At 56.5% G+C, this 21,225-nt stretch carries 22 protein-coding genes; 4 read left to right on the forward strand and 18 right to left on the reverse strand.

The genetic code is table 11. The annotated features are described in order from the left end of the window. The first annotated feature begins 449 nt into the window (after positions 1 to 449). Positions 450 to 1,760, forward strand: coding sequence for a glutamate/aspartate:proton symporter GltP (gltP, locus tag WM46_RS21810; RefSeq protein WP_061075554.1), 1,311 nt, complete (start codon positions 450 to 452; stop codon positions 1,758 to 1,760). Between the two features lie 194 nt (positions 1,761 to 1,954). Here gltP and yjcO read toward each other — a convergent pair whose 3' ends face one another. Next, entirely contained in the window at positions 1,955 to 2,644 is a 690-nt protein-coding gene (gene yjcO, locus WM46_RS21815) for a Sel1 family TPR-like repeat protein YjcO (protein ID WP_102603303.1), read from the reverse strand. 103 nt (positions 2,645 to 2,747) lie between these two features. After that, positions 2,748 to 4,895, reverse strand: a complete 2,148-nt coding sequence (fdhF, locus tag WM46_RS21820) for a formate dehydrogenase subunit alpha (protein ID WP_081093644.1) — start codon at positions 4,893 to 4,895, stop codon at positions 2,748 to 2,750. A gap of 290 nt (positions 4,896 to 5,185) precedes the next feature. On the opposite strand from fdhF, the gene yjdP reads away from it, so the two are divergent. Continuing rightward, positions 5,186 to 5,521 carry a DDRRRQL repeat protein YjdP gene (yjdP, locus tag WM46_RS21825; RefSeq protein ID WP_102603304.1) on the forward strand — a complete coding sequence of 112 codons (336 nt, stop codon included), beginning with the start codon at positions 5,186 to 5,188 and terminating at the stop codon, positions 5,519 to 5,521. On the opposite strand, the gene phnP is transcribed toward yjdP, so the two are convergent. From phnP to WM46_RS21905, 16 genes are all read right to left on the reverse strand, one after another. Next, positions 5,518 to 6,276 (reverse strand): phosphonate metabolism protein PhnP, encoded by a 759-nt coding sequence (gene phnP / locus WM46_RS21830; protein ID WP_102603305.1) that lies wholly within the window; start codon positions 6,274 to 6,276, stop codon positions 5,518 to 5,520. The genes yjdP and phnP overlap by 4 nt on opposite strands. 63 nt (positions 6,277 to 6,339) lie before the next feature. After that, complete coding sequence (gene phnO / locus WM46_RS21835) at positions 6,340 to 6,774, reverse strand: aminoalkylphosphonate N-acetyltransferase (RefSeq protein WP_102603306.1); 435 nt, start codon at positions 6,772 to 6,774, stop codon at positions 6,340 to 6,342. Beyond that, entirely contained in the window at positions 6,761 to 7,315 is a 555-nt protein-coding gene (gene phnN / locus WM46_RS21840) for a ribose 1,5-bisphosphokinase (protein WP_102603307.1), read from the reverse strand. The genes phnO and phnN overlap by 14 nt, the downstream gene beginning before the upstream one ends. 2 nt (positions 7,316 to 7,317) lie before the next feature. Further along, complete coding sequence (gene phnM / locus WM46_RS21845; protein WP_102603308.1) at positions 7,318 to 8,454, reverse strand: alpha-D-ribose 1-methylphosphonate 5-triphosphate diphosphatase; 1,137 nt, start codon at positions 8,452 to 8,454, stop codon at positions 7,318 to 7,320. After that, on the reverse strand, positions 8,451 to 9,137 hold the full coding sequence (phnL, locus tag WM46_RS21850) for a phosphonate C-P lyase system protein PhnL (protein ID WP_102603309.1): 687 nt from the start codon (positions 9,135 to 9,137) through the stop codon (positions 8,451 to 8,453). Before phnL ends, phnM begins: the two co-directional genes overlap by 4 nt. Before the next feature lie 168 nt (positions 9,138 to 9,305). Next, positions 9,306 to 10,064: a phosphonate C-P lyase system protein PhnK gene (gene phnK / locus WM46_RS21855; protein WP_102603310.1), complete on the reverse strand. Its 759-nt coding sequence runs from the start codon at positions 10,062 to 10,064 to the stop codon at positions 9,306 to 9,308. Then, the gene (gene phnJ / locus WM46_RS21860) at positions 10,061 to 10,852 is read right to left on the reverse strand and encodes an alpha-D-ribose 1-methylphosphonate 5-phosphate C-P-lyase PhnJ (protein ID WP_233623242.1); all 792 of its coding nucleotides are present in this window, start codon (positions 10,850 to 10,852) and stop codon (positions 10,061 to 10,063) included. Before phnJ ends, phnK begins: the two co-directional genes overlap by 4 nt. Before the next feature lie 46 nt (positions 10,853 to 10,898). Continuing rightward, positions 10,899 to 11,966 (reverse strand): carbon-phosphorus lyase complex subunit PhnI, encoded by a 1,068-nt coding sequence (locus tag WM46_RS21865; RefSeq protein WP_102603311.1) that lies wholly within the window; start codon positions 11,964 to 11,966, stop codon positions 10,899 to 10,901. Beyond that, the gene (gene phnH, locus WM46_RS21870; protein WP_102603312.1) at positions 11,966 to 12,550 is read right to left on the reverse strand and encodes a phosphonate C-P lyase system protein PhnH; all 585 of its coding nucleotides are present in this window, start codon (positions 12,548 to 12,550) and stop codon (positions 11,966 to 11,968) included. Before phnH ends, WM46_RS21865 begins: the two co-directional genes overlap by 1 nt. After that, positions 12,547 to 12,999 carry a phosphonate C-P lyase system protein PhnG gene (gene phnG / locus WM46_RS21875; protein ID WP_102603313.1) on the reverse strand — a complete coding sequence of 151 codons (453 nt, stop codon included), beginning with the start codon at positions 12,997 to 12,999 and terminating at the stop codon, positions 12,547 to 12,549. Before phnG ends, phnH begins: the two co-directional genes overlap by 4 nt. Continuing rightward, entirely contained in the window at positions 13,000 to 13,725 is a 726-nt protein-coding gene (gene phnF, locus WM46_RS21880; RefSeq protein ID WP_102603314.1) for a phosphonate metabolism transcriptional regulator PhnF, read from the reverse strand. A gap of 20 nt (positions 13,726 to 13,745) precedes the next feature. After that, positions 13,746 to 14,525 (reverse strand): phosphonate ABC transporter, permease protein PhnE, encoded by a 780-nt coding sequence (gene phnE, locus WM46_RS21885; RefSeq protein WP_044328535.1) that lies wholly within the window; start codon positions 14,523 to 14,525, stop codon positions 13,746 to 13,748. Positions 14,526 to 14,622: 97 nt separating this feature from the next. Then, positions 14,623 to 15,639 carry a phosphonate ABC transporter substrate-binding protein gene (phnD, locus tag WM46_RS21890; protein ID WP_102603315.1) on the reverse strand — a complete coding sequence of 339 codons (1,017 nt, stop codon included), beginning with the start codon at positions 15,637 to 15,639 and terminating at the stop codon, positions 14,623 to 14,625. Between the two features lie 23 nt (positions 15,640 to 15,662). Next, positions 15,663 to 16,451, reverse strand: coding sequence for a phosphonate ABC transporter ATP-binding protein (gene phnC / locus WM46_RS21895; RefSeq protein WP_102603316.1), 789 nt, complete (start codon positions 16,449 to 16,451; stop codon positions 15,663 to 15,665). A 132-nt stretch (positions 16,452 to 16,583) separates the two neighbouring features. Next, the gene (gene yjdN, locus WM46_RS21900; RefSeq protein WP_102603317.1) at positions 16,584 to 17,030 is read right to left on the reverse strand and encodes a VOC family metalloprotein YjdN; all 447 of its coding nucleotides are present in this window, start codon (positions 17,028 to 17,030) and stop codon (positions 16,584 to 16,586) included. A gap of 81 nt (positions 17,031 to 17,111) precedes the next feature. Next, positions 17,112 to 17,447: a zinc ribbon domain-containing protein YjdM gene (locus WM46_RS21905; protein WP_042999087.1), complete on the reverse strand. Its 336-nt coding sequence runs from the start codon at positions 17,445 to 17,447 to the stop codon at positions 17,112 to 17,114. Between the two features lie 527 nt (positions 17,448 to 17,974). Here WM46_RS21905 and crfC point away from each other — a divergent pair. Together crfC and WM46_RS21915 are read left to right on the forward strand one after the other, a co-directional pair. After that, a complete protein-coding gene (crfC, locus tag WM46_RS21910; protein WP_102603318.1) occupies positions 17,975 to 20,329 on the forward strand; it encodes a clamp-binding protein CrfC in 2,355 nt (784 codons plus the stop codon). Then, the gene (locus WM46_RS21915; protein WP_102603319.1) at positions 20,326 to 21,216 is read left to right on the forward strand and encodes a diguanylate cyclase regulator RdcB family protein; all 891 of its coding nucleotides are present in this window, start codon (positions 20,326 to 20,328) and stop codon (positions 21,214 to 21,216) included. The genes crfC and WM46_RS21915 overlap by 4 nt, the downstream gene beginning before the upstream one ends. The last annotated feature ends 9 nt before the right edge of the window (positions 21,217 to 21,225 follow it).

A 21,225-nucleotide genomic window follows, 5' to 3' on the forward strand; every position in this document is an offset into this window, starting at 1 on the left:
TCTGTTTAAAAAACAGGCAAATGAACCTCGCGGCCAAAATAATTCATGATAGTTATAATTCAAAAATTTAGATTTAAAAATCTTTCCATAACAAATAGTTATGCAATATAAACCCGATAAATTCGCGTTATTATGCATTATTTCAGCGAAAAGCCCTGTTCTTAAAGGGTTGCGCAAGATGCCCTGCAAATGGTACTGATTATACACCCGTCATATTTCAAGCTGCAGGTGTGTTGGCATGACTCGCCCTAAAGGGCCGCTTACCCCAGTCACTTACTGATGTAAGCTCCCGGGGATTCGCTGCGTCGTCGCCTTCCTGCAACTCGAATTATTTAGGGTGTAAGCGTTAATAAAATCGACAAACCAACGCAACACAATTCATACCCTTTCAGTATGTAACCATTCCTGTTTTTTACCGGAGTGGTGTTCCATTGAGGAAGTCCGTCGTTATGAAAAGTTTTAAACTCAGCCTGGCCTGGCAGATCCTGATTGCCATGGTGCTGGGCATTTTACTCGGCAGTTATCTGCATTATCACAGCGACAGCCGCGAGTGGCTGATTGCAAACCTGCTCTCTCCGGCAGGGGATATCTTCATCCATCTGATTAAAATGATCGTTGTGCCGATTGTGATCTCCACGCTGATTGTCGGGATTGCCGGTGTCGGCGATGCGAAACAGCTGGGACGTATTGGTGCAAAAACCATTCTCTATTTCGAAGTGATCACGACCATCGCCATTATCCTCGGGATTACGTTGGCGAATGTGTTCCAGCCGGGTTCCGGCATTGATATGTCGCAACTGGCGACCGTGGACATTTCGAAATACCAGAACACGACGGCAGAGGTGCAGAGCCACGCGCATGGCCTGATGGGCACCATTCTGTCGCTGGTCCCGACAAACATCGTTGCTTCGATGGCGAAAGGCGACATGCTGCCAATCATCTTCTTCTCGGTGCTGTTTGGTCTGGGGCTTTCCTCGCTACCGGCAACGCATCGTGAGCCGCTGGTGACGGTGTTCCGCTCCATTTCTGAAACCATGTTTAAAGTGACGCACATGGTCATGCGCTATGCGCCGATCGGGGTGTTCGCGCTGATCGCCGTGACCGTGGCGAACTTCGGTTTTGCCTCGCTGTGGCCGTTGGCGAAGCTGGTGCTGTTGGTTCACTTCGCGATCTTGTTCTTCGCGCTGGTGGTGCTGGGTATCGTCGCGCGTATTTGCGGGCTGAGTATCTGGATCCTGATCCGCATTCTGAAAGACGAATTGATTCTGGCGTACTCCACCGCCAGCTCTGAAAGCGTGTTGCCGCGAATTATCGAGAAGATGGAAGCCTATGGCGCGCCAGCCTCGATCACCAGTTTTGTGGTGCCGACCGGGTACTCGTTTAACCTCGATGGCTCGACCCTGTATCAGAGTATTGCGGCGATCTTCATCGCGCAGTTGTACGGTATTGACCTGTCGCTGTGGCAGGAAATCGTGCTGGTGCTGACGCTGATGGTGACATCGAAAGGGATTGCTGGCGTGCCGGGCGTCTCCTTCGTGGTACTGCTGGCAACGCTTGGTAGCGTGGGCATCCCGCTGGAAGGCCTGGCCTTTATCGCCGGGGTTGATCGTATTCTCGACATGGCGCGTACGGCGCTGAACGTGGTGGGGAATGCGCTGGCGGTATTGGTTATCGCCAAATGGGAACACAAGTTTGATCGCAAAAAAGCGCTGGCGTATGAGCGCGAAGTATTGGGTCAATTCGATAAGACCGCCCAGTAACGGTAAACGGCCTGCCGGATGGCGCTGCGCTTATCCGGCCTACGGGCTGGTATCGCTTGTGCCGGATGGCGGCTTCGCCTTATCCGGCCTACGGGCCGGTATCGCTTATGCCGGATGGCGGCTTCGCCTTATCAGGCCTACGAGTCGGTATCGCTTGTAGGCCGGATGAGCAAAGCGCCATCCGGCAATCTGAGTCAGCCGTTCGTTAATCGGTCAAACTCTTCGCAGCCGGTATCGAAGCCTTCGGTACAGCTCAGATTCAACCAGTGCAGCGCCTTCTGTTTATTCTTCTCAATAAAGCCCTGTTCGCCGTTCAGAAACAGCATTCCCGCCCAGTATTCGGAATACCCGGTGCGAGAGATGGCAGAACTGCGCTTGAAATACCAGGTGGCTTTATCATCATCAGCCTGAATCCCGACGCCGTTGGCATAAATCAGGCCGAGCAACATCTGCGCATCCACAGCAACATCGCTCTCCAGATTTTCAGAGGCGTTTTGCAGCAGGGAAATGGCTTTGGGGTAATCGGGTTTACCGGCCTGAGTATTGACCAGAATACGTGCCAGCGTAATTTCACCCGCTTTACTGCCCGCCTGAGCGGCCTTTTCCGCCAGCATTTTCGCTTCAGGGTAATCCAGACTGACCGGGTTAGTGATTTTAATTTGCGCCAACAGCGCACAGGCGTCCGCATCGCCATTGTCGGCGGATTTCTGTGCCCAGTATTCGGCTTTACTCAAATCGCCGAAGCTAAACCAGCTGTCAGCAAGGTAATATTGCGCGCGTTTGTCACCGGCCTCTGCGGCCTGCAAATACTGGCTTCCAGGCTCAGGATTGGCAGCACGGGCAAAGAATGTCATCAATAACATCAATGCAAGAAGTGGTTTCATTATTAAGTTTTAATTAGGGTACGGAATGGACAGTATAAAGAGATCGTATGGATAAAAAAACAGCCTCCAGGGTGGAGGCTGTTGAGATGCATCAACGTTGTGGTCAGCCCATTGCGGTTTCGCGCAGGCGGGCCTTCAGCTTGTTGTATTCATCAATCACGTACTGCTCGGCGGCGGACTGATCGGCAATCGGCTCCACGCGCACGGCGCAATACTTGTACTCCGGCGTTTTGGTAATCGGGCTTAAGTTCTCGGTCACCAGCTCGTTACAGGCGCCAATCCACCACTGGTAGGTCATATAGATCGCCCCTTTGTTCGGGCGTTCGCTGACCTGCGCGCGGGTGATAATTTTGCCTTTACGCGAGTGAACCCACACCAGCGCTTCATCTTCAATGCCCAGACGCGCCGCGTCGGCCGTGTTGATTTGCGCATAGCCTGGCTCGTCCGCCAGCGCGGCCAGAGCCGCACAGTTACCGGTCATCGAACGACAGGAGTAGTGGCCGACTTCACGCACCGTCGACAGTACCATCGGGTACTCTTCGGTGAGTTTATCGATCGGCGCGACCCAGTCACAGGTGAAGAACTGCGCCATGCCGTTCGGGGTATCAAACTTCTCTTTAAAGAGGTAAGAGGTCCCCTGATCGGCGTCCGACGTATCGCGGCAAGGCCACTGGATGTAACCCAGTTCGCCCATCTTCTCGTAAGTCGCCCCGTAGAAATCCGGGCACAGATGACGCAACTCATCCCAGATCTCCTGGGTGTTGTTGTAGTGCATCGGATACCCCATCCGGGTGGCGATCTCACTGATGATTTGCCAGTCGGTTTTCAGATCCCACTTCGGCTCAACGGCTTTAAAGAAGCGCTGGAAACCACGGTCAGCGGCGGTAAAGACCCCTTCATGCTCGCCCCACGACGTCGACGGTAAAATAACATCCGCCGCCGATGCGGTTTTGGTCATAAAGATGTCCTGCACGATGACCAGTTCCAGATCCTCAAAGCCTTTACGCACCGCAGAGAGTTCCGCATCCGTTTGCAACGGATCTTCGCCCATGATGTACGCCGCGCGCACTTCGCCATGTGCCGCACGGTGCGGCAGTTCGCTGATGCGATAGCCGGTGTGTGCAGGCAGGCTGTCCACGCCCCAGGCTTTGGCGAATTTCTCGCGGTTAGCCGGATCTTTCACGTACTGATAGCCCGGATAGGTATCCGGTAGCGCACCCATATCGCACGCGCCCTGAACGTTGTTCTGGCCACGTACCGGGTTAACGCCCACGCTGGGCTTACCGAGGTTGCCGGTCAGCATTGCGAGGCTGGTCAGTGAACGCACGGTTTCTACACCCTGATAGAACTGGGTGACGCCCATGCCCCACAGGATCGCTGCGCTTTTCGCACTGGCATACATCCGCGCCGCCTGGCGAATTTCACTCGCGCTGACGCCGGTTATCTCCTCGACGGACTCCGGCGTATAGCCTTCGACAATCTTGCGGTACTCTTCAAAGCCTTCCGTACGCGAGGCCACAAACGCCTGGTCGTACAGATTTTCTTCAATAATGACATGGCCCATCGCGTTCAACAGCGCGATATTCGAGCCGTTTCGCAGTGCGATGTGCATGTCGGCAATGCGCGCGGTTTCAATTTTGCGCGGATCGCAGACGATAATTTTCGCCCCATTACGTTTAGCGTTAATCACGTGATTCGCCACAATCGGGTGGGAATCCGCCGGGTTGTAGCCGAAGATAAACACTAAATCGGTGTTATCAATTTCGTTAATTGCATTACTCATTGCGCCGTTACCGACCGACTGGTGCAGACCTGCAACCGATGGGCCGTGTCAGACGCGAGCGCAGCAGTCAACGTTATTGGTACCAATAACGGCGCGCGCAAATTTTTGCATGATGTAGTTGGTTTCATTCCCGGTGCCACGCGACGAGCCGGTCGTCTGGATGGCATCAGGGCCGTATTTCGCTTTGATGGCGCTCAGGCGTTCGGCGACATAGTTCAGCGCTTCATCCCAGGAAACAGATTCCAGCTTGCCGCCACGCTGGCGACGAATCATAGGGGTTTTCAGGCGCGGGGTCAGGATCTGGGTATCGTTAATAAAATCCCAGCCGTAATAGCCCTTCAGACACAGGGTACCCTGATTGGTTTTCCCCTGCGCCGCCTCAGCCCGGACGATTTTGCCGTTATCGACCACCAGGTTGATCTTGCAACCTGATGCGCAATACGGGCAAACCGTGACGACTTTTTTCATCGGTCTCGCTCCAGTTAATCAAATCGCGCATACACGCTTGTCGCCCTGAGTATGCATCTTTTATGCCACATTTTAATTGGGGGCTTTCCCTGATATTACGGGTAATTTTTGGACAAAACCCTGACGAAAAACAGGCTGTCGTCATATTTGACGTGACGATTTCCCGTGAATGACAACACATCGCCCCTGCACAACGGCGGGGCCGCGCTGGCCGAATTTGAGATTCGTCCTCTGGTTGCATCAGGTTGCGTTAACTACCGTAGAAACCGTCCCCTTTTGAGGCAGGTTTTATGAAACGTACCCCGACGCTCTTTTTATTCAGCCTGCTGTTGCTGGCGACCGTGCCGACACAGGCCGATATCATTGATGATGCCATCGGCAACATTCAGCAGGCGATCAACGATGCCTATAAGCCTGACAGCAACAGTGGGCGGGATTATGAGGATTCGCGTGACGACAGGTGGCAGAACGAAATGAGCGACGATCGCCGCAGACAGTATGATGACCGTCGCCGTCAGTTTGAGGACCGACGACGTCAATTGGATGATCGCCAGCGCCAGCTCGATCGTGAGCGCCGCCAACTGGAAGATGAAGAGCGGCGAATGGAAGAGGATTACGAGCGTTAATCCACCACAATCTGCATCCCGTCATAGCCCGCTTCAAATCCGTTCGGGAGCGGGTTATCCATCAGCCAGACGTCAAACTGGTGGCTGATATGAGTGAGGATCACCTGCGGGCAGCGAATCACCTCATTGAGCGCCATCACTGTGGTTAAATCACAGTGATTATGCGGCGGTTGGGGACGCGGCGGATGGCTACAGTCAATGACGATAACCTGCGGTTGATTGTTGAGCAGAAAGGTGAGCGTTTTATCGGGCAGTCCGGCGGTGTCAGACAGCCACGCCACGCGGCTGTGCGCGGTCTCCAGAAGATAACCCAACGTCAGCTTTGAGTGATTTAGCGGTAGCGGTGTGACCTGCAATCCCTGTAACTCAAACACCACAAACGGCTCGATAGCGTGGCTAAAGTCGAGAATGCCGGGATGCTTAAACAGATCGTCGCACCCCTGTTCGTCCGGCGGGCCGTACACCGGGATGGACGCCCCAACGCCCCAGCGCAGCGGAAACAATCCCTGTACGTGATCCATATGGTAGTGGGTGAGTAAAAACTGTCGAAAGCTGCCCGCCGGCCAGTCGTCCATCAGGTGCGGTATGCCCGCATCCAGCAGCGTCACCGTATCGTTGAATTTGACCACGCCGCTACACGGGCGTCTACGATACTGTTCCTGCAGGCGTGCGCGACGACAGGCAGCACAGTCGCAGCCAAACGCGGGTACCCCTTGCGCACCGCCGGTGCCGCTTAGCGTGATGCTCAGACTCATCGTGACTCCCCTTGTCGTATCGCGCCGGATGGCGACGCGAGCGTCTTATCCGGCCTGCGTACCTCACAATGCTTTTGTGAAGCGAAAATGGCTCTGTTCGTAGCCTTCGCGCTGATAAAAACGGTGGGCATCATGACGCTTCACGCTGGTGGACAGTTCTGTCATCTCCGCACCTGCCTCACGGGCTTCCTGTTCCGCCCATGCCAGTAACTGGCTGCCGATTTTCAGACCCCGCGCCTGCGGCATCACCACCAGTTCCTGAATCTCGCCAATCCAGTTGGCGTGATGTAAATGATACTGCAGATGCAGGCCAATTAGCCCAACCGCCTGACCCTCAAGCAGTGCCAGTTGATAGCGCAGTCGGGCATCCTGCAAATTGGCGGTGAACCCGGCGCGAAAAGTCGGGTAATCAAAGTGGGCTTGCTTCAGTTCGCAGATGAGCGCGTACACGGCCTCGGTGTCTTGTCCGGTGGCGCGACGAAGTTCACAGGCAGACATGGCGTTGCTCCTTACGTCCCATTAAGGTTAACAGCGAATCGACGGACTGGTGCAAACTGCCATCGTTATTGAGCATATGGCAGTCAAACGGAGCATAGCGGGCGGCGCGTTCAAGACGCGCGGCGATCTCAGGTTCGCTTTCCCGCCCGCGCGTCTGTAAGCGCTGGCGCAAAATTGTCGGGGAGACCTGCAAGCAGACCGGCAGCAGCGCCGTGCCGTAGCGCGCCTGCGCCTGGGGCAGATGTGCGCGTGAGCCGTTGACCACCACGTCGAAGCCGCCGTTGAGCCAGAGATCGATCTCCACGCCGACGCCATAATAAAAGCCGTTAGCATGCCAGCTTAGCGCCAGCAGGTTATGCCCGGCGCGGGTGAAAAACTCTTGTTCGCTCAGGGCAACATGATTCTCGCTCCCGGCATTCGCCGCGCGGGTGATATAACGATGCGCCACCAGGAGTTGCGCATGTTCCTGCTGACGGAGTGCGGTCAGCAAACTGTCCTTCCCGGAGCCGGACGGCCCCATCAACCAGATCAGTTTTCCCATACTCAGAACACCCTCTTTCCCTGGCGCCAGACGTGGTCAATGTGGATGTGATCGCCTTTACGGTGCGCCAGTACCAGATCGGCGCGTTTACCTTCGCCGATCACGCCGCGATCGCTGAGACTGAGCGCCCGCGCCGGGTTGGCGGTTACCAGGCGGATCGCCTGCGGCAGAGTAAAGCGGTTGGCCTCGTCGTCTGCGACGCGAAACGCGGCATCCAGCAGGCTGGCGGGGTAGTAATCTGACGAGAGGATATCCAGTAACCCCAATTCAGCCAGCGTGTGCGCCGCGACGTTACCGGAGTGAGAGCCACCGCGCACAATGTTCGGCGCGCCCATCAGTACGTTCATGCCGTGCTGGCGTGAGGCTTCTGCAGCTTCGAACGTGGTGGGAAATTCGGCGATCACGCTGCCAAGCTGATGAGATTCCTGCACATGCCCGGAGGTGGCGTCATCGTGGCTTGCCAGCGCAATGTTGCGCTCACGGCACAGTTGCGCGATAGCGGTCCGGTTGGGCTGCGACCAGCGAGCCGCCAGTGCCAGTTGTTCCTCTTCATAGCGCGCCATCTGTTCATCGGTCAGCGAATATTTACCCTGATAATACTCACGATATTTCTCGCGGTTGGCGAACTGACGCTGTCCCGGAGAGTGATCCATCAGCGAAACCAGCGTGACCGGTTCGCGACTGACCAGCTTCTCGAACAGCGGCAGTGTGGTGTGGTGCGGCAGTTCGCAACGCAAATGCAGGCGATGCTCGGCGCGGTTTACCCCACGCTTTTGCGTCTCCTCCACGGCGTTGATCATTTTCTCCAGGTTTTCCAGACGATCGCCGCCGTCGCGGACATCGCCAATCGCCACCGCGTCCAGCACGGTGGTGATACCGCTGGCAACCATCAGCGCGTCGTGGCTGCTCATTGCCGAATGGGCAGGCCAGTCCACTTTCGGGCGTGGGGTAAAAAATTTGTCGAGATTATCGGTATGCAACTCAATCAGCCCCGGCAGCAGCCAGCCGCCTTCGCCGTCCAGCGCTTGCGGAAGACGGCTCTGACTTTGTGCAAAGGCGCGAATCACGCCATCCTGCATTTCCAGCGATCCCTGCACCACTTCATCTTCCAGCACCAGCTTTACATTGTTGATAATCATGGTGTTGTTCCCATCAGGTGCAAACGATCCGCCACGCGGTCGCGCACAGTTTGATCGTGAAAAATGCCGACAATGGCCGCACCGCGCGCTTTCGCCTCTTCAATCAGCGCCACCACGGCGGCACTGTTTTTGGCATCCAGCGACGCGGTTGGTTCGTCGAGTAACAGAATCGGGTAATCGACGATAAATCCGCGCGCGATATTGACGCGCTGTTGTTCACCGCCGGAAAAGGTTGACGGGGCGAGGTGCCACAGGCGTTCCGGCACGTTCAGACGGGTCAACAGGCTTGCGGCTTTGGCGGCGCATGCCTCGCGCGGTACGCCGAGATCCAGCAGTGGCTGCATCACCACATCCAGCGCGGAGATCCGCGGGATCACCCGCAGAAACTGGCTCACCCAGCCGATCGTGGCGCGGCGGACTTCCCGCACTTTGCGCGCCGGGGCCTGCACCAGATCCACCCATTCGTCGTGATGGCGAATGTGAATGTGCCCCTCATCGGGCAGATAGTTGGCATACAGCGAACGCAGCAGCGTGGATTTCCCGCTGCCGGAGTGGCCATGTAGAACGACGCATTCGCCGTTTTTGACTTCCAGCGAGGCATTTTGCAGCACCGGCAGGCGCACGCCGTTTTGCTGGTGGAGCACAAAGGTTTTACTGACGTTTTCAACGCGGATCGCGTTCATTTTTAGCCTCTTTAAGCATTTGTGCATTCGATTGCCTGATGGCGCTTTGCTTATCAGGCCTACAAGCGATGCCGACCCGTAGGCCGGATAAGCAAAGCGCCATCCGGCACAAGCGATGCCGACTCGTAGGCCGGATAAGGCGCAGCCGCCATCCGGCAAAACAAAAAATCAGTTCTGCAATACGGACGACACCAGCAACTGGGTATACGGATGATGCGGATCGTCGAGCACGCGGTCGGTTAATCCACTTTCCACCACCTGACCCTGTTTCATTACCAGAAGACGGTCCGCCAGCAGGCGTGCCACGCCTAAATCGTGGGTGACAATCACCACCGCCAGATCCAGTTCCACCACCAGTCCGCGCAGCAGATCCAACAGTTTCGCCTGGACGGAGACGTCGAGGCCGCCGGTCGGCTCATCCATAAACACCAGCTTCGGGTGGGTGACGAGGTTGCGGGCGATCTGCAGACGCTGCTGCATGCCGCCGGAAAAGGTGGTCGGGAGATCGTCGATACGTGAGGCTGGAATTTCGACCTCCTCCAGCCAGCGCTGGGCGGTGGCGCGGATCTCGCCGTAGTGGCGCGCGCCGGTCGCCATCAGGCGTTCGCCGATATTACCGCCCGCCGAGACCTGACGACGCAGGCCGTCCAGCGGGTGCTGATGTACCACGCCCCATTCAGTACGCAGCAGGCGGCGGCGGTCGGCTTCGCTCATGGCGTACAGCGAACGGTTCTGGTACTGAATCTCGCCTGACTGCGGCGTCAGGCGCGAGGAGATGGATTTCAGCAGAGTGGTTTTGCCGGAACCGGACTCCCCGACAATGCCCAGCACTTCGCCAGGCCACAGGTCAAAGGAGACATCGCTGAAGCCTTTGCCCGGCGCGTAGAGATGGGTCAGGTTATTAACCGAAAGCAGCGGTTGCGTCATTGGCTGAGTGCCTCGCTCTGTTGGCGGCAGTAGTCGGTGTCGGAGCAGACAAACATGCGTTTGCCGGTGTCATCGAGCACCACTTCATCAAGATAGCTGTGCGTTGAACCGCAGATGGCGCAGGGCTCATCCCAGGTCTGTACGGTGAACGGATGATCGTCGAAATCGAGACTTTCCACGCGGGTATACGGCGGCACGGCATAGATACGCTTTTCGCGTCCCGCGCCAAACAACTGGAGGGCGGGCATCATGTCCATCTTCGGGTTGTCGAATTTCGGGATTGGCGACGGGTCCATCACATAGCGTCCGTTGACTTTTACCGGGTAGGCGTAAGTGGTGGCGATATGGCCGAAGCGGGCGATATCTTCATACAGCTTCACCTGCATGATCCCGTACTCCTCCAGCGCGTGCATAGTGCGGGTTTCCGTTTCACGAGGTTCGATAAAACGCAGCGGTTCAGGGATCGGCACCTGAAAGATCAGGATCTGATCTTCCGCCAGCGGCGTTTCCGGGATCCGGTGACGGGTCTGGATCAGCGTGGCGTCTTCCGTGCGCTCGGTGGTATTGACCCCGGTGACGCGTTTGAAGAAGTTGCGGATCGATACGGCGTTGGTGGTGTCATCCGCGCCCTGATCGATAACCTTCAGCACGTCCGGTTCGCCAATCACGCTGGCGGTAATCTGGATCCCGCCGGTTCCCCAGCCGTAAGGCATCGGCATCTCGCGGCCACCGAACGGCACCTGATAGCCGGGGATGGCCACCGCTTTGAGGATTGCGCGGCGGATCATGCGTTTGGTCTGCTCATCCAGATAAGCAAAGTTGTAGCCGGAGAGGTTAGTGGTCACGAGCGGCCTCCTGTTGCAGGCGTTTGAGCAGTTCCAGCTCGGCCTGGAAATCGACGTAGTGGGGGAGCTTGAGGTGCGAAACAAAACCCGCTGCCTCGACGTTATCCGCGTGCGCCAGCACAAACTCTTCGTCCTGCGCCGGTCCCGTGACCGTTTCATCGTAATCGGGTGCCTGTAGGGCTCTGTCTACCAGCGCCATTGCCATCGCTTTGCGTTCGCTCATGCCGAACACCAGTCCGTAACCGCGGGTAAAGTGAGGCGCATCGTTGTCCGGGGCGACAAAGCCGTTGACCATTTCACATTCGGTCATCAGCAGTTCGCCGACGTTGATCGCAAATCCCAGTTCTTCCGGTACCGTTTCCAGCGCAACGTAGCCGCTGCGGATTTCGGCCGCGAACGGGTGATTGCGGCCATAGCCGCGTTGGATGGAGTAGGCCAGCGCCAGCAGATAGCCCTCATCGCCGCGCATCAGCTGTTGCAGACGTGAGGCGCGGGAACAGGGGTAAACCGGCGGCGTGCGGGTGATGTCATCCGGCGCGGCGCCGTTATCTTCTTCGGGCTTCGCCAGCCCTTGATTCGCCAGCAGCGAAAAGACGTGCGGGGCGGCGTCCTGCGTACTTTCTGCAGTCCGCAGCGGCGGCGTTTCGCCATTCGCCAGCAGCGTAAAATCGAGCAGACGATGAGTGTAGTCGTAGGTGGGCCCTAACAGCTGTCCGCCCGGAATATCCTTATAGACTGCGGAGATGCGGCGTTCCAGGCGCATTTCCGCGCTGTTCAGCGGCTCGCTTACCGCCAGCTTTGCCAGCGTGGTGCGGTAGGCGCGTAGCAGAAAGATGGCTTCGACGCTATCGCCGCTGGCCTGCTTGAGCGCCAGCGCCGCCAGTTCGCGATCGGCAATGCCGCCTTCGGTCATTACGCGATCAACCGCCAGATTCATCTGCTGTTCGATCTGCGCCACGCTCAGTTCGGCAACGGCATCGTCGCCCCGGCGTCGCTGCTCCTGTAACGCGTGGGCGTTGGCTATCGCCTTTTCGCCCCCTTTGACGGCTACGTACATCAGCACACCTCCACATGGGTGGTTCGCGGGATAGCCAGCAGCCGTTCGCTGCAGGTGAGGATGAGGTCAACGCCCAGCGGGAACGGATGCGGACGTTCGGTGAGTTCGTGGATCAGGCACTCTGGTAACTGCGGTGCGATCATTCGCTCTTCGGCGATACCTGCCCCGGTCAGGCGTAACATCCGCCCGCCGCTCAGGCTGGAGACCTGCACGATCAGCGTGGCGCTGGTCTCTGGCGCGACGGCGGAACCGGCGGAGAGGGCATTAAGCTGTTCGCTGCTGATGCGCTCGTCGGCCACGGCAAAGGCCGCCAGTTGGGGTTGTTCGACCATCGGGGCATTGGTGTGAAAACGCAGGTTCTGGCTGGCGATATCATTATTCATCGCAGGCGACAGCCAGACCGGCGTATCGCCGTCGACTAACGTCAGCAGGACGCTGGTGGTCGCCAGATTCAACGGCTGCCAGCCGTGTTTCAGTTGATGCAGGGCAACAATCACCCCCGGTTCGCTCATCGCTTTCAGCAGACGGCGAAAGCTTTGTTGGGCGTCCTGGACGGGCAGGGTAAAGGCGGTCTGTAGGGTCATTCGTTATCTCCGCGTACCAGCGTAAAGAAGTCGACCCGGCTGGCGTTGACTTCGGCGCGACGGGCGGTGATTTCCGCATCGCGTTCTGCTTCCAGCGGGCTAATTAAGGTTTCCATCAGGTTCTGGAAATGCGTTTGTTCCTGCAGTAACGCGTCGATGACGGCGCACTGCTCGGCGTGATGTTTGTTGCGTCCCAGCAGGTAGCTGTAACCCAGCGTGCCGCTTTTCAGGCGAACCACTGCGCGGGTCAGCGTGGTGTCCCCGGCAAAAAAGCGGTTGCCGGTGCCGCCCATGCGCGCCTGAATTTGCATCAGTCCGCTTTCCGGGGCGCGAATCAGTTCATATTCTGGTGCCAGTTTTAACGCCTGGAGTCGCGCATTCAGGGCATCGGCCTTGCTGTAAGCCAGCGCGCGCATCCAGCGCTGGCGGGTGGCGGTATCGAAATGCATTCAGTGCTCCATAGTGAATTCGATCATGTCGGCGCGGGTCAGGCTGACGGAATACTCCATCGCACGTTCCTCGCCTTCACGGTGGTTCAGGGTGCGCACGCAGAGCAGCGGCGCCATGTTGGGGATTTCCAGCACCTTGCTCTCTTTGGCCTGCGCACGCCGGGCGCTGATGCGCGTCTGGGTGCGCTTGAGCGTCAGGCCGGACTGTTCGCGCAAATAGTCGTGCAGCGAGCCGTGGTTAAAACCTTGCAGCAGCGGCCAGAGGGTCAGGTCGGAAAAGTAATGGTCGATCAGACACAGGGCGATGCCGTTTACCCGTCGCAGGGTGCGCAGGTGAATGACGTTATCGCCCTCCTGCACGCTGAGCGCATCGGCAACGTGACGGGAGGCCGGGCGCAGTACCGCCAGCAGTTTTTCGCTGGTGGGATGGCTTCCCTGATCCAACAGGTTTTGACTAAAACGTGCCTGGGCGTTAAGCGGATAATCGAACGGGCGCATCAGCACCAGTACGCCGACGCCCTGACGACGCTGGACCCAGCCGCGCTCAACCAACTGGTCGATGGCGCGGCGCAGGGTGTGGCGATTAACCTCATAACGCGCGGCAAGCTGATGCTCGGCGGGCAGATAATCGCCGCAGCGGTAATGTTGACGTAGCTCCTGCTCTAGTCTCGCGGCAATCTCCTGATAACGCGTTGGATAACTGGTCGGATGTGTAGACAAGTGCATAGCAATCAATGCCTCGCTAATCAGATAAAGTGCTTACGTAAACGCTGGGAAAGAAAATCCAGCAGGCTGACGGTCACAATGATCAACACCATCAGGGCGCAGGTTTGCTGGAACTGGAAACCGCGAATCGCCTCCCACAGCGTGACGCCAATGCCGCCTGCGCCCACCATCCCGACGACGGTTGCTGAACGGACGTTGGATTCAAAGCGGTACAGCGAGTAGGAGATCAGCAGCGGCATCACCTGGGGCAGTACACCGTAAAGAATCTCTTCGATTTTGTTGGCGCCGGTGGCGCGAATGCCTTCAACCGGGCCAGGCTCAATGGCTTCCACCGCTTCGGACAGCAGTTTGGAGAGCACGCCGGTAGTGTGGATAAACAGCGCCATGACGCCGGCAAACGGACCGAGGCCGACAGCGACCACGAACAGCATCGCAAACACCATTTCGTTGATGGCGCGGCAGGCATCCATCAGACGGCGCATCGGCTGGTAGATCCACCAGGGCACGAGGTTGTCGGCGCACATCAGGCCGAAGGGAATGGAGAGGATCACGGCCAGCGCGGTACCCCAGACGGCGATTTGCAGGGTCACCGCCATTTCACCAAGATAGTCCTGCCACTGGCTAAAATCGGGGGGGAAAAAGTCGGCGGCGAAGGTCGCCATGTTGCCGGAATCCTGAATCAGCGTGAGCGGGGCCATTTCGGCGCCTTTCCACGACACGACCAACACGGCAAGCAGAATGGCCCAACTCACGAGCGAGAACCAACTGCGCTTTGGCGGGGCAACGGTGATGGTTTGCATGTTTAGCTCCGTGCGTAGGTTATTGCCGGATGGCGGTTCCGCCTTATCCGGCCTACGTTTGTCGGCCCGGTAAACAAAGCGCCACCGGGCATCAGGTTTACTGCACCGCTTTAGTGACGCTGGTCATGGCGCTCAGCGCCGCGGTCAGACGGTCAAGATCGTCCAGTTGCGCTTTAATCGCGGAAGATTTGCTGGTCTTCTCTTCGGCGTTCAGTCCCTTGTTGTCCTGCACGCCCTGCATCTCTTTAAACAGCGCGAGCTGGCGAATCGGCACCAGTTGCAGGTCGCTGGAGGCGCGGAACGGCGCCCAACCCAGGCGTTCCAGCACGGTTTTTTCTTCTGGCGTTTTGCCGTAGTTCATGAAGAAGTCGTACACCTTGTCCTTGGTGGCTTCAGAGAGGTTCTTACGCCAGACGATCGGATCGCCCGGGATCAGCGGCGACTTCCAGATCACCTTCAGCGCTTTCAGCTTGTCCGGCGCGGACGTTTTCAGCTTATCGAGGTTCTCGGTGTTGTTGGTGGCAACATCCACCTGCTTGTTGGCGACTGCAAGAGCGTTGGTTTCATGACCGGCGTTGACGGTGCGTTTGAAGTCGCTGGCGGTAATATTGTTTTTCGCGAAAACGTAATAGCCAGGGACGAGATAGCCGGAGGTGGAGTTAGGATCACCATTACCGAAGGTGAGATCTTTGCGTTTGGCGATCAGATCGTCGAGGTTGTTGATCGGACTGTCCTTGTTGACGATCAGCACGCTCCAGTAACCCGGCGATCCATCGGCGGCGACGGTCTGGGCAAACACTTGTCCGTTAGCGCGATCCACCGCTTCCATTGCCGAGAGGTTACCGTACCAGGCGATATCAACTTTGTTAAAGCGCATGCCCTGGATGATCCCGGCGTAGTCCGGGGCGAAGAAGGCGTTCACTTTCACGCCCAGTTTCTTCTCCATATCCTTCAGAAACGGGTCCCATTGGGGTTTCAGGTTTTGCTGTGATTCGGTCGAAATAATGCCAAAGTTCAGTGCTTTTTCTTGTTCCTCGGCATGCGCCGGGCTTAACAAGGCGCTGATGCTGAACATGCTGGTGAAGGCCAGCGCGGCAACGGCTTTATAACTCATTTCCATTCCTCATTGTGGGGATGTCAGGCAGCCTGTGCGCTCTGTTCGACGCGGTTCATGCTGCGGTAGAGATGGTCAAATCGTTCGTTATCAAAGAGCTGGCTGCTGCCGTCATAGAAGACGTGTCCCTGACGCAGCGCGACAATGCGTTCGCAGTAGCGCAGGGCGTAATCCACCTGATGCAGCGTGACGACGACGGTAATGCCGTCGGTCTGGTTAATGTCGCGCAGGGTGTCCATCACGATGCGCGCGGATTCCGGGTCCAGCGAGGCAATCGGCTCATCGGCGAGGATCACTTTGGCCTGCTGCATCAGCGCCCGGGCGATGGCCACGCGCTGCTGTTGACCGCCGGAGAGCGTTGAGACGCGCTGCCAGGCAAAGTGCGCCATCCCGACGCGGGTCAGAGCCTGGAGCGCGCGCTGTTTCTGCTCTGCGCTAAACCAGCTAAAACAGGTGCGCCAGAACGGCGTGCTGCCGAGCGCGCCAATCAGCACGTTCTCCAGCACCGTCAGTCGATTCACCAGATTGAACTGTTGGAAGATGTAACCGGTATGCGCGCGGCTTTTGCGGATATCGCGCGCCAGTCGGCCTTCGTGTTGAACGGTGCGACCGAGTAGCTCGACGCGGCTACCTGCTGATTTATCACCGGGAATCAAACCGCTCAGATGACGTAAAAGGGTGGATTTGCCGGAACCCGACGGCCCAAGCAGAGCTACCATCTCACCGGAACCGATGTTCAGATCAACCGCATGCAGCGCCTGATGCTGATTGAACGTTTTGGAGAGTTTCTCGACGCGAATGATCGTTTCCATGATGCGGCCTCTCTAAAAAAAGTGGCCCCATCGTGGCGGATCAATATGACGTTTGGGTTAAGGGGACGTTACCCGCCGATGAAGAGTTAAGGTGAGTTTGATGACAGGACGGGAGGCACGCCTCCCGTGAGGTTACTCGGTTGGCTGGGGTTGTTTGACGACGTTGATCATCCACGGTACGCCGAAGCGATCGCTGACTTTGCCAAAGCCATGCGCCCAGAAGGTTTCCTGCCAGTCCATTTCGATTTGACCCTCTGCGGCGAGATTGTCAAACCATTGCTTCCCTTCGTTGACATTTTGCGTGTCGAGGACCAGCGTGAAACCTGAATAGTGGGCGTTTCCCGTTGGGATGCCATCGCTCATCATGATGTCGCTATGGGCGATGCGTACGTTGGCATGGGCGATGGCGGTGTCGGGGAATATCATTCCGGACGGGCAACCGTCTTCGCTGTCCTGCGCCGGTTTGGGCATTTCACCGAAGCTGATTTTATAAAGGAGTTCTGCACCCAGCGTCTTTTGATAATACGCGATGGCGTCGGCACAGTTTCCGGCAAAAGAGATGTAGGGACTTAACGGCATAATCTTTACCTCAGGTAAGAGAAGCCAGTTAAGTGTAGTTATCACAGGCCCGGTAAGCGAAGCGCCACCGGGCAATTTACATCAGTTCTTTTTCACGAATTCTGATTTCAGCTTCATCGGGCCAAAGCCATCAATTTTGCAATCGATGTTGTGGTCGCCTTCCACCAGACGAATGTTTTTCACTTTCGTGCCGATTTTCAGCATTGAAGAGCTGCCTTTGACTTTCAGATCTTTCACGACGGTGACGCTGTCGCCGTCAGCCAGCAGATTACCGTTGGCATCTTTCACGATCAGTTCGTCGCTGTCATGCGCTGGTTCTGCATCGTTCCATTCATGGGCGCATTCCGGGCAGATGTACATGCCGTTATCTTCGTAAGTGTATTCGGAGTTGCATTGTGGGCAGTGGGGTAATGACATGTCGATTTCCTCAAAAGTCAGCAAGGGCAAAAGCGCCCAAAAAATGGCAGATTGCCGAAAAAGGACGCAATTATACACAAAATCCTTAACGTTGTCGGGACTACTCTGTTTTTAAGGTAAATACCGTACTGTGACCGTAACCTATCTGCCAGACAGAAAAAACGCGCTAATATTTTTAAGGGAAATTGCTACCGTTTGTTATTTGAGATAAGGTGACGAGAGATATTCGAAATAATTGGCTGAGCGAATTTTAGTTAGGGTTCATTTACATCACCTTCCCCCTTATTTCTGGTAGGTGAAATTCACCAAAACTGGCCTGGATTTTTATAAAACTGAACTACGCTTTTTTACTTTCTTATGCCACTGAGTGTTATTCAAAAATAGTAATTAAAATAATAACTTCATCAATATCAGTAGATTAATTAATAAATTCTTTTTCCATACGTAATTATTAAAGCCGAGCATTCACTAATAAACGAAACGGCTAAATAAAAGCAATAAAAATTTGCGTTAAGGAAACATTTTTTATGTACACACAGACAATATATGAATTGAGCCAGGAAGCGGAACGCTTGCTGATGCTCTCTTTAGAGCATCTTAAGACCGTAAAAAAAATGCCAACGGCCACGCTGGAGGACGCTTCCTCATTAAAGAGTGAGGATGACTTCAACGTTCAGCCCATGCATTTCAGTACCCGGGGTGCCGAGGCCCAGCAGGCCACGCTGAATAATGAGTTGCGAAAAATCTCGCGACTGGAAATGGTACTGGCGATCGTTGGCACCATGAAAGCGGGAAAGTCGACGACGATCAATGCCATTGTCGGCACGGAGGTGCTGCCCAATCGCAACCGTCCGATGACCGCGTTGCCGACGCTGATCCGTCATACGCCAGGTCAGAAAGAACCGGTGCTGCATTTTTCCCACGTTGCGCCCATCGATGCGCTGATGAAGACACTGCAAGAGAGCATGCACGCCTGCGATCGGCAGAATCTGACGCAGGTGTTGGAAATTGATAAAGACATGAACGGCCTCATGCAACGCATCGAAAGAGGGGAAGCGTTTGAGCGCCATTACCTCGGCGCGCAGCCGATCTTTCACTGCCTGAAAAGCCTTAACGATTTGGTGCGCCTGTCGAAAGCGCTGGACGTCGATTTTCCCTTTTCTGCCTATGCGGCGATTGAACATATTCCGGTGATTGAGGTGGAGTTTGTGCATCTGGCGGGGCTGGAGAATTATCCGGGTCAACTGACGTTACTGGACACCCCCGGGCCAAACGAAGCCGGGCAGCCGCATCTGCAAAAAATGCTCAATGAGCAACTGGCTCGCGCCTCCGCCGTTCTGGCGGTGATGGACTATACGCAGTTGAAATCGATTTCTGATGAAGAGGTGCGTCAGGCCATTGCCGCGGTAGGAAAATCGGTGCCGTTGTATGCGTTGGTGAATAAATTCGACCAGAAAGATCGCAACAGCGATGATGAAGAGCAGGTGAGGGCGCTGATTTCCGGTACCCTGATGAAGGGCTGTATTAATCCGGCGCAAATTTATCCGGTCTCCTCGATGTGGGGATATCTGGCCAATCGGGCACGCCATGAGCTGGCAAACCAAGGTCATCTGCCGGATCACGAAGAGCAGCGCTGGGTACAGGACTTTGCTGAAGCCGCGCTTGGTCGGCGCTGGCGAAGCGCCGATCTGGATGATATCGAACACCTGCGCCATGCGGCGGATTTGCTGTGGGAAGATTCGCTGTTTGAACAGCCGATCCAGACCTTAATTCATGCCGCCTATGCTAATGCGTCGCTGTATGCGCTGCGTTCCGCCTCGCATAAATTGCTGAATTACGCCCACAGCGCCCGCGAATATCTGGATTTCCGCTATCACTGTCTGACGGTGGCCTTTGACACGTTGCAGCAAAATATCGTGCGTCTGGAAGCGGATATGCAGCAACTTAAGGTGAGCCAGGACAGCGTCAGTGACGAAATCCACCATGAGGTCGGGCTGGCGCTGACGTCGGCCAACGACTTTCTCAACCAGCAGCAGGCCACGATCTTGCGTAACATCGAGACCTTTTTCAGCCGCGAACAGATCCTGAAACTGTCGCGTGGCGATAGCTGGTCGCCGCTGCCGCAGGCGGAGATTGACGGGGAGATGTTGGTGCTGCATGACGAAGCGCAGGCGCAGGTGATCCTCAGTAAGCTACGTTCCGCCTGTGAGGGCGTTCTGCTGGCGGCGCAGGAAAACATCAGCCGCGACCTGGCGATGCGTTTTGAACAACTGGAAGCTACGCTCAGCCGGTCACTGAACGAGGCAATGCGCCCTATCGAAATGCGGGTGAAAGAGGAGTTGAGCCATGCCGGGTTTCGCCCCCGAATCAGCTTTCCGGCCTTTCACGCGTCCATGTTTAACTTCACGACGCGCCAGTTATTCAGCGATGCGATTGCCCAGCAGGACCACGTCGAAAGTGACGAACCTCGTGTAAGCGGGGTGCGTGAAACTTTCTCCCGCTGGCTGAATCAGCCGAACTGGAGTTGGAATGACTATGTCGAAGCGAAGACACGCTATCTGATTGATATTAATGCGCTACACCAGAGCCTGGCGGAGTACGTCAGCCACTTCTGCCAACAAATTCGTAAAGCTTTAGCCGCGCAGGTCGATGTTTCAGTTACGGCAGGACTGGCAACGTTTTTTGCCGATTTCTCATTGTGCCTGGCGGGATTACAGGAGAGCCTGCGCGAGAGTTTGCTGGTTCGTCAGCAGAATGAATCGGCTGTTCAGAGTCTGAGTCAGCAGTTGCAGCACAGTATTGCCGCCACCGCCTGGATTTATGAAGACTCTCGCCTGCTCCGTGACGACATTCAAACCCTTTTTGTGGCCGAACACACATGACAAACGCGTTACTGGAAGGCCCCGGACGGACGCTGGAGTGTATCCACCCGAAGTTTATGGTCGATCTGGTTCAGGGAGAAGAACCGAAACGGGCAGGCGGCACGTTGCAACAGCAGCAGTTTCGCGAACGTCTGACGCAGGAGATTCTGTCCCAGACGCAGTTGCGGGCGTGGGCGATGGCCGGAATGTTCAGCGAACATCTGATGATGCGCCTGAAGCTGGTGGAAAAGCTGGCGGGTATGCTCGATCCGGGGCATCTGGCGCTGACGCGGATCTCTGCGCGACTGCAGGTTCTGCAACAGACGGATCTCTCTCGTGGACCGTCCATCCCAGGGCTGGCTCAGCAACTTACCACCCTCAGCGAGTGGTTTTGCCAGCGCAGTGCCTGGAAGGAGAAAGCGCTGAGCCAGCGTGGCCTCACGGTCCAGGCCGGGGAACACAGTGAACAGGTGTTTACTCGATGGCTGGCGGGGGCCTATGAGGGATGGTCGCTGCCGGGGAGGTGTTTTATTGCGCTTGAAGAGTTGCGTTGGGGACCGTTTGGCGATGCCTGTCGTCTGGCGAATCCGGACGTGGCGGCGATGCTGAAAGATAATCTCCGGGCGATGGCGACAAACTATCTGGCCCACAGTATCAATGCCGCGCCGACGACGCGTCACTATTATCATCAGTGGTTGAGTACCACCGCGACCGCCGGTTCAGGCGAATACAGCGACATGCTGAGCTGGTTGGGAGACTGGTGCGAGGCGGATAAACATCCGGTGTGCTGGTCTGTGACGCAGCGCTGGCAGACGGTTGCGTTGGGTATGCCGCGACTCTGTTCGGCAAAACGGTTGGTGGATGCGATGGTCGAAGAGGTGTTTCCACCCTCTCCCCTCAGGTTTTGAGAGGAGAGG

It is taken from the genome of Citrobacter freundii complex sp. CFNIH2 (genome assembly GCF_002880615.1).
Classification (GTDB): domain Bacteria; phylum Pseudomonadota; class Gammaproteobacteria; order Enterobacterales; family Enterobacteriaceae; genus Citrobacter_A; species Citrobacter_A amalonaticus_F.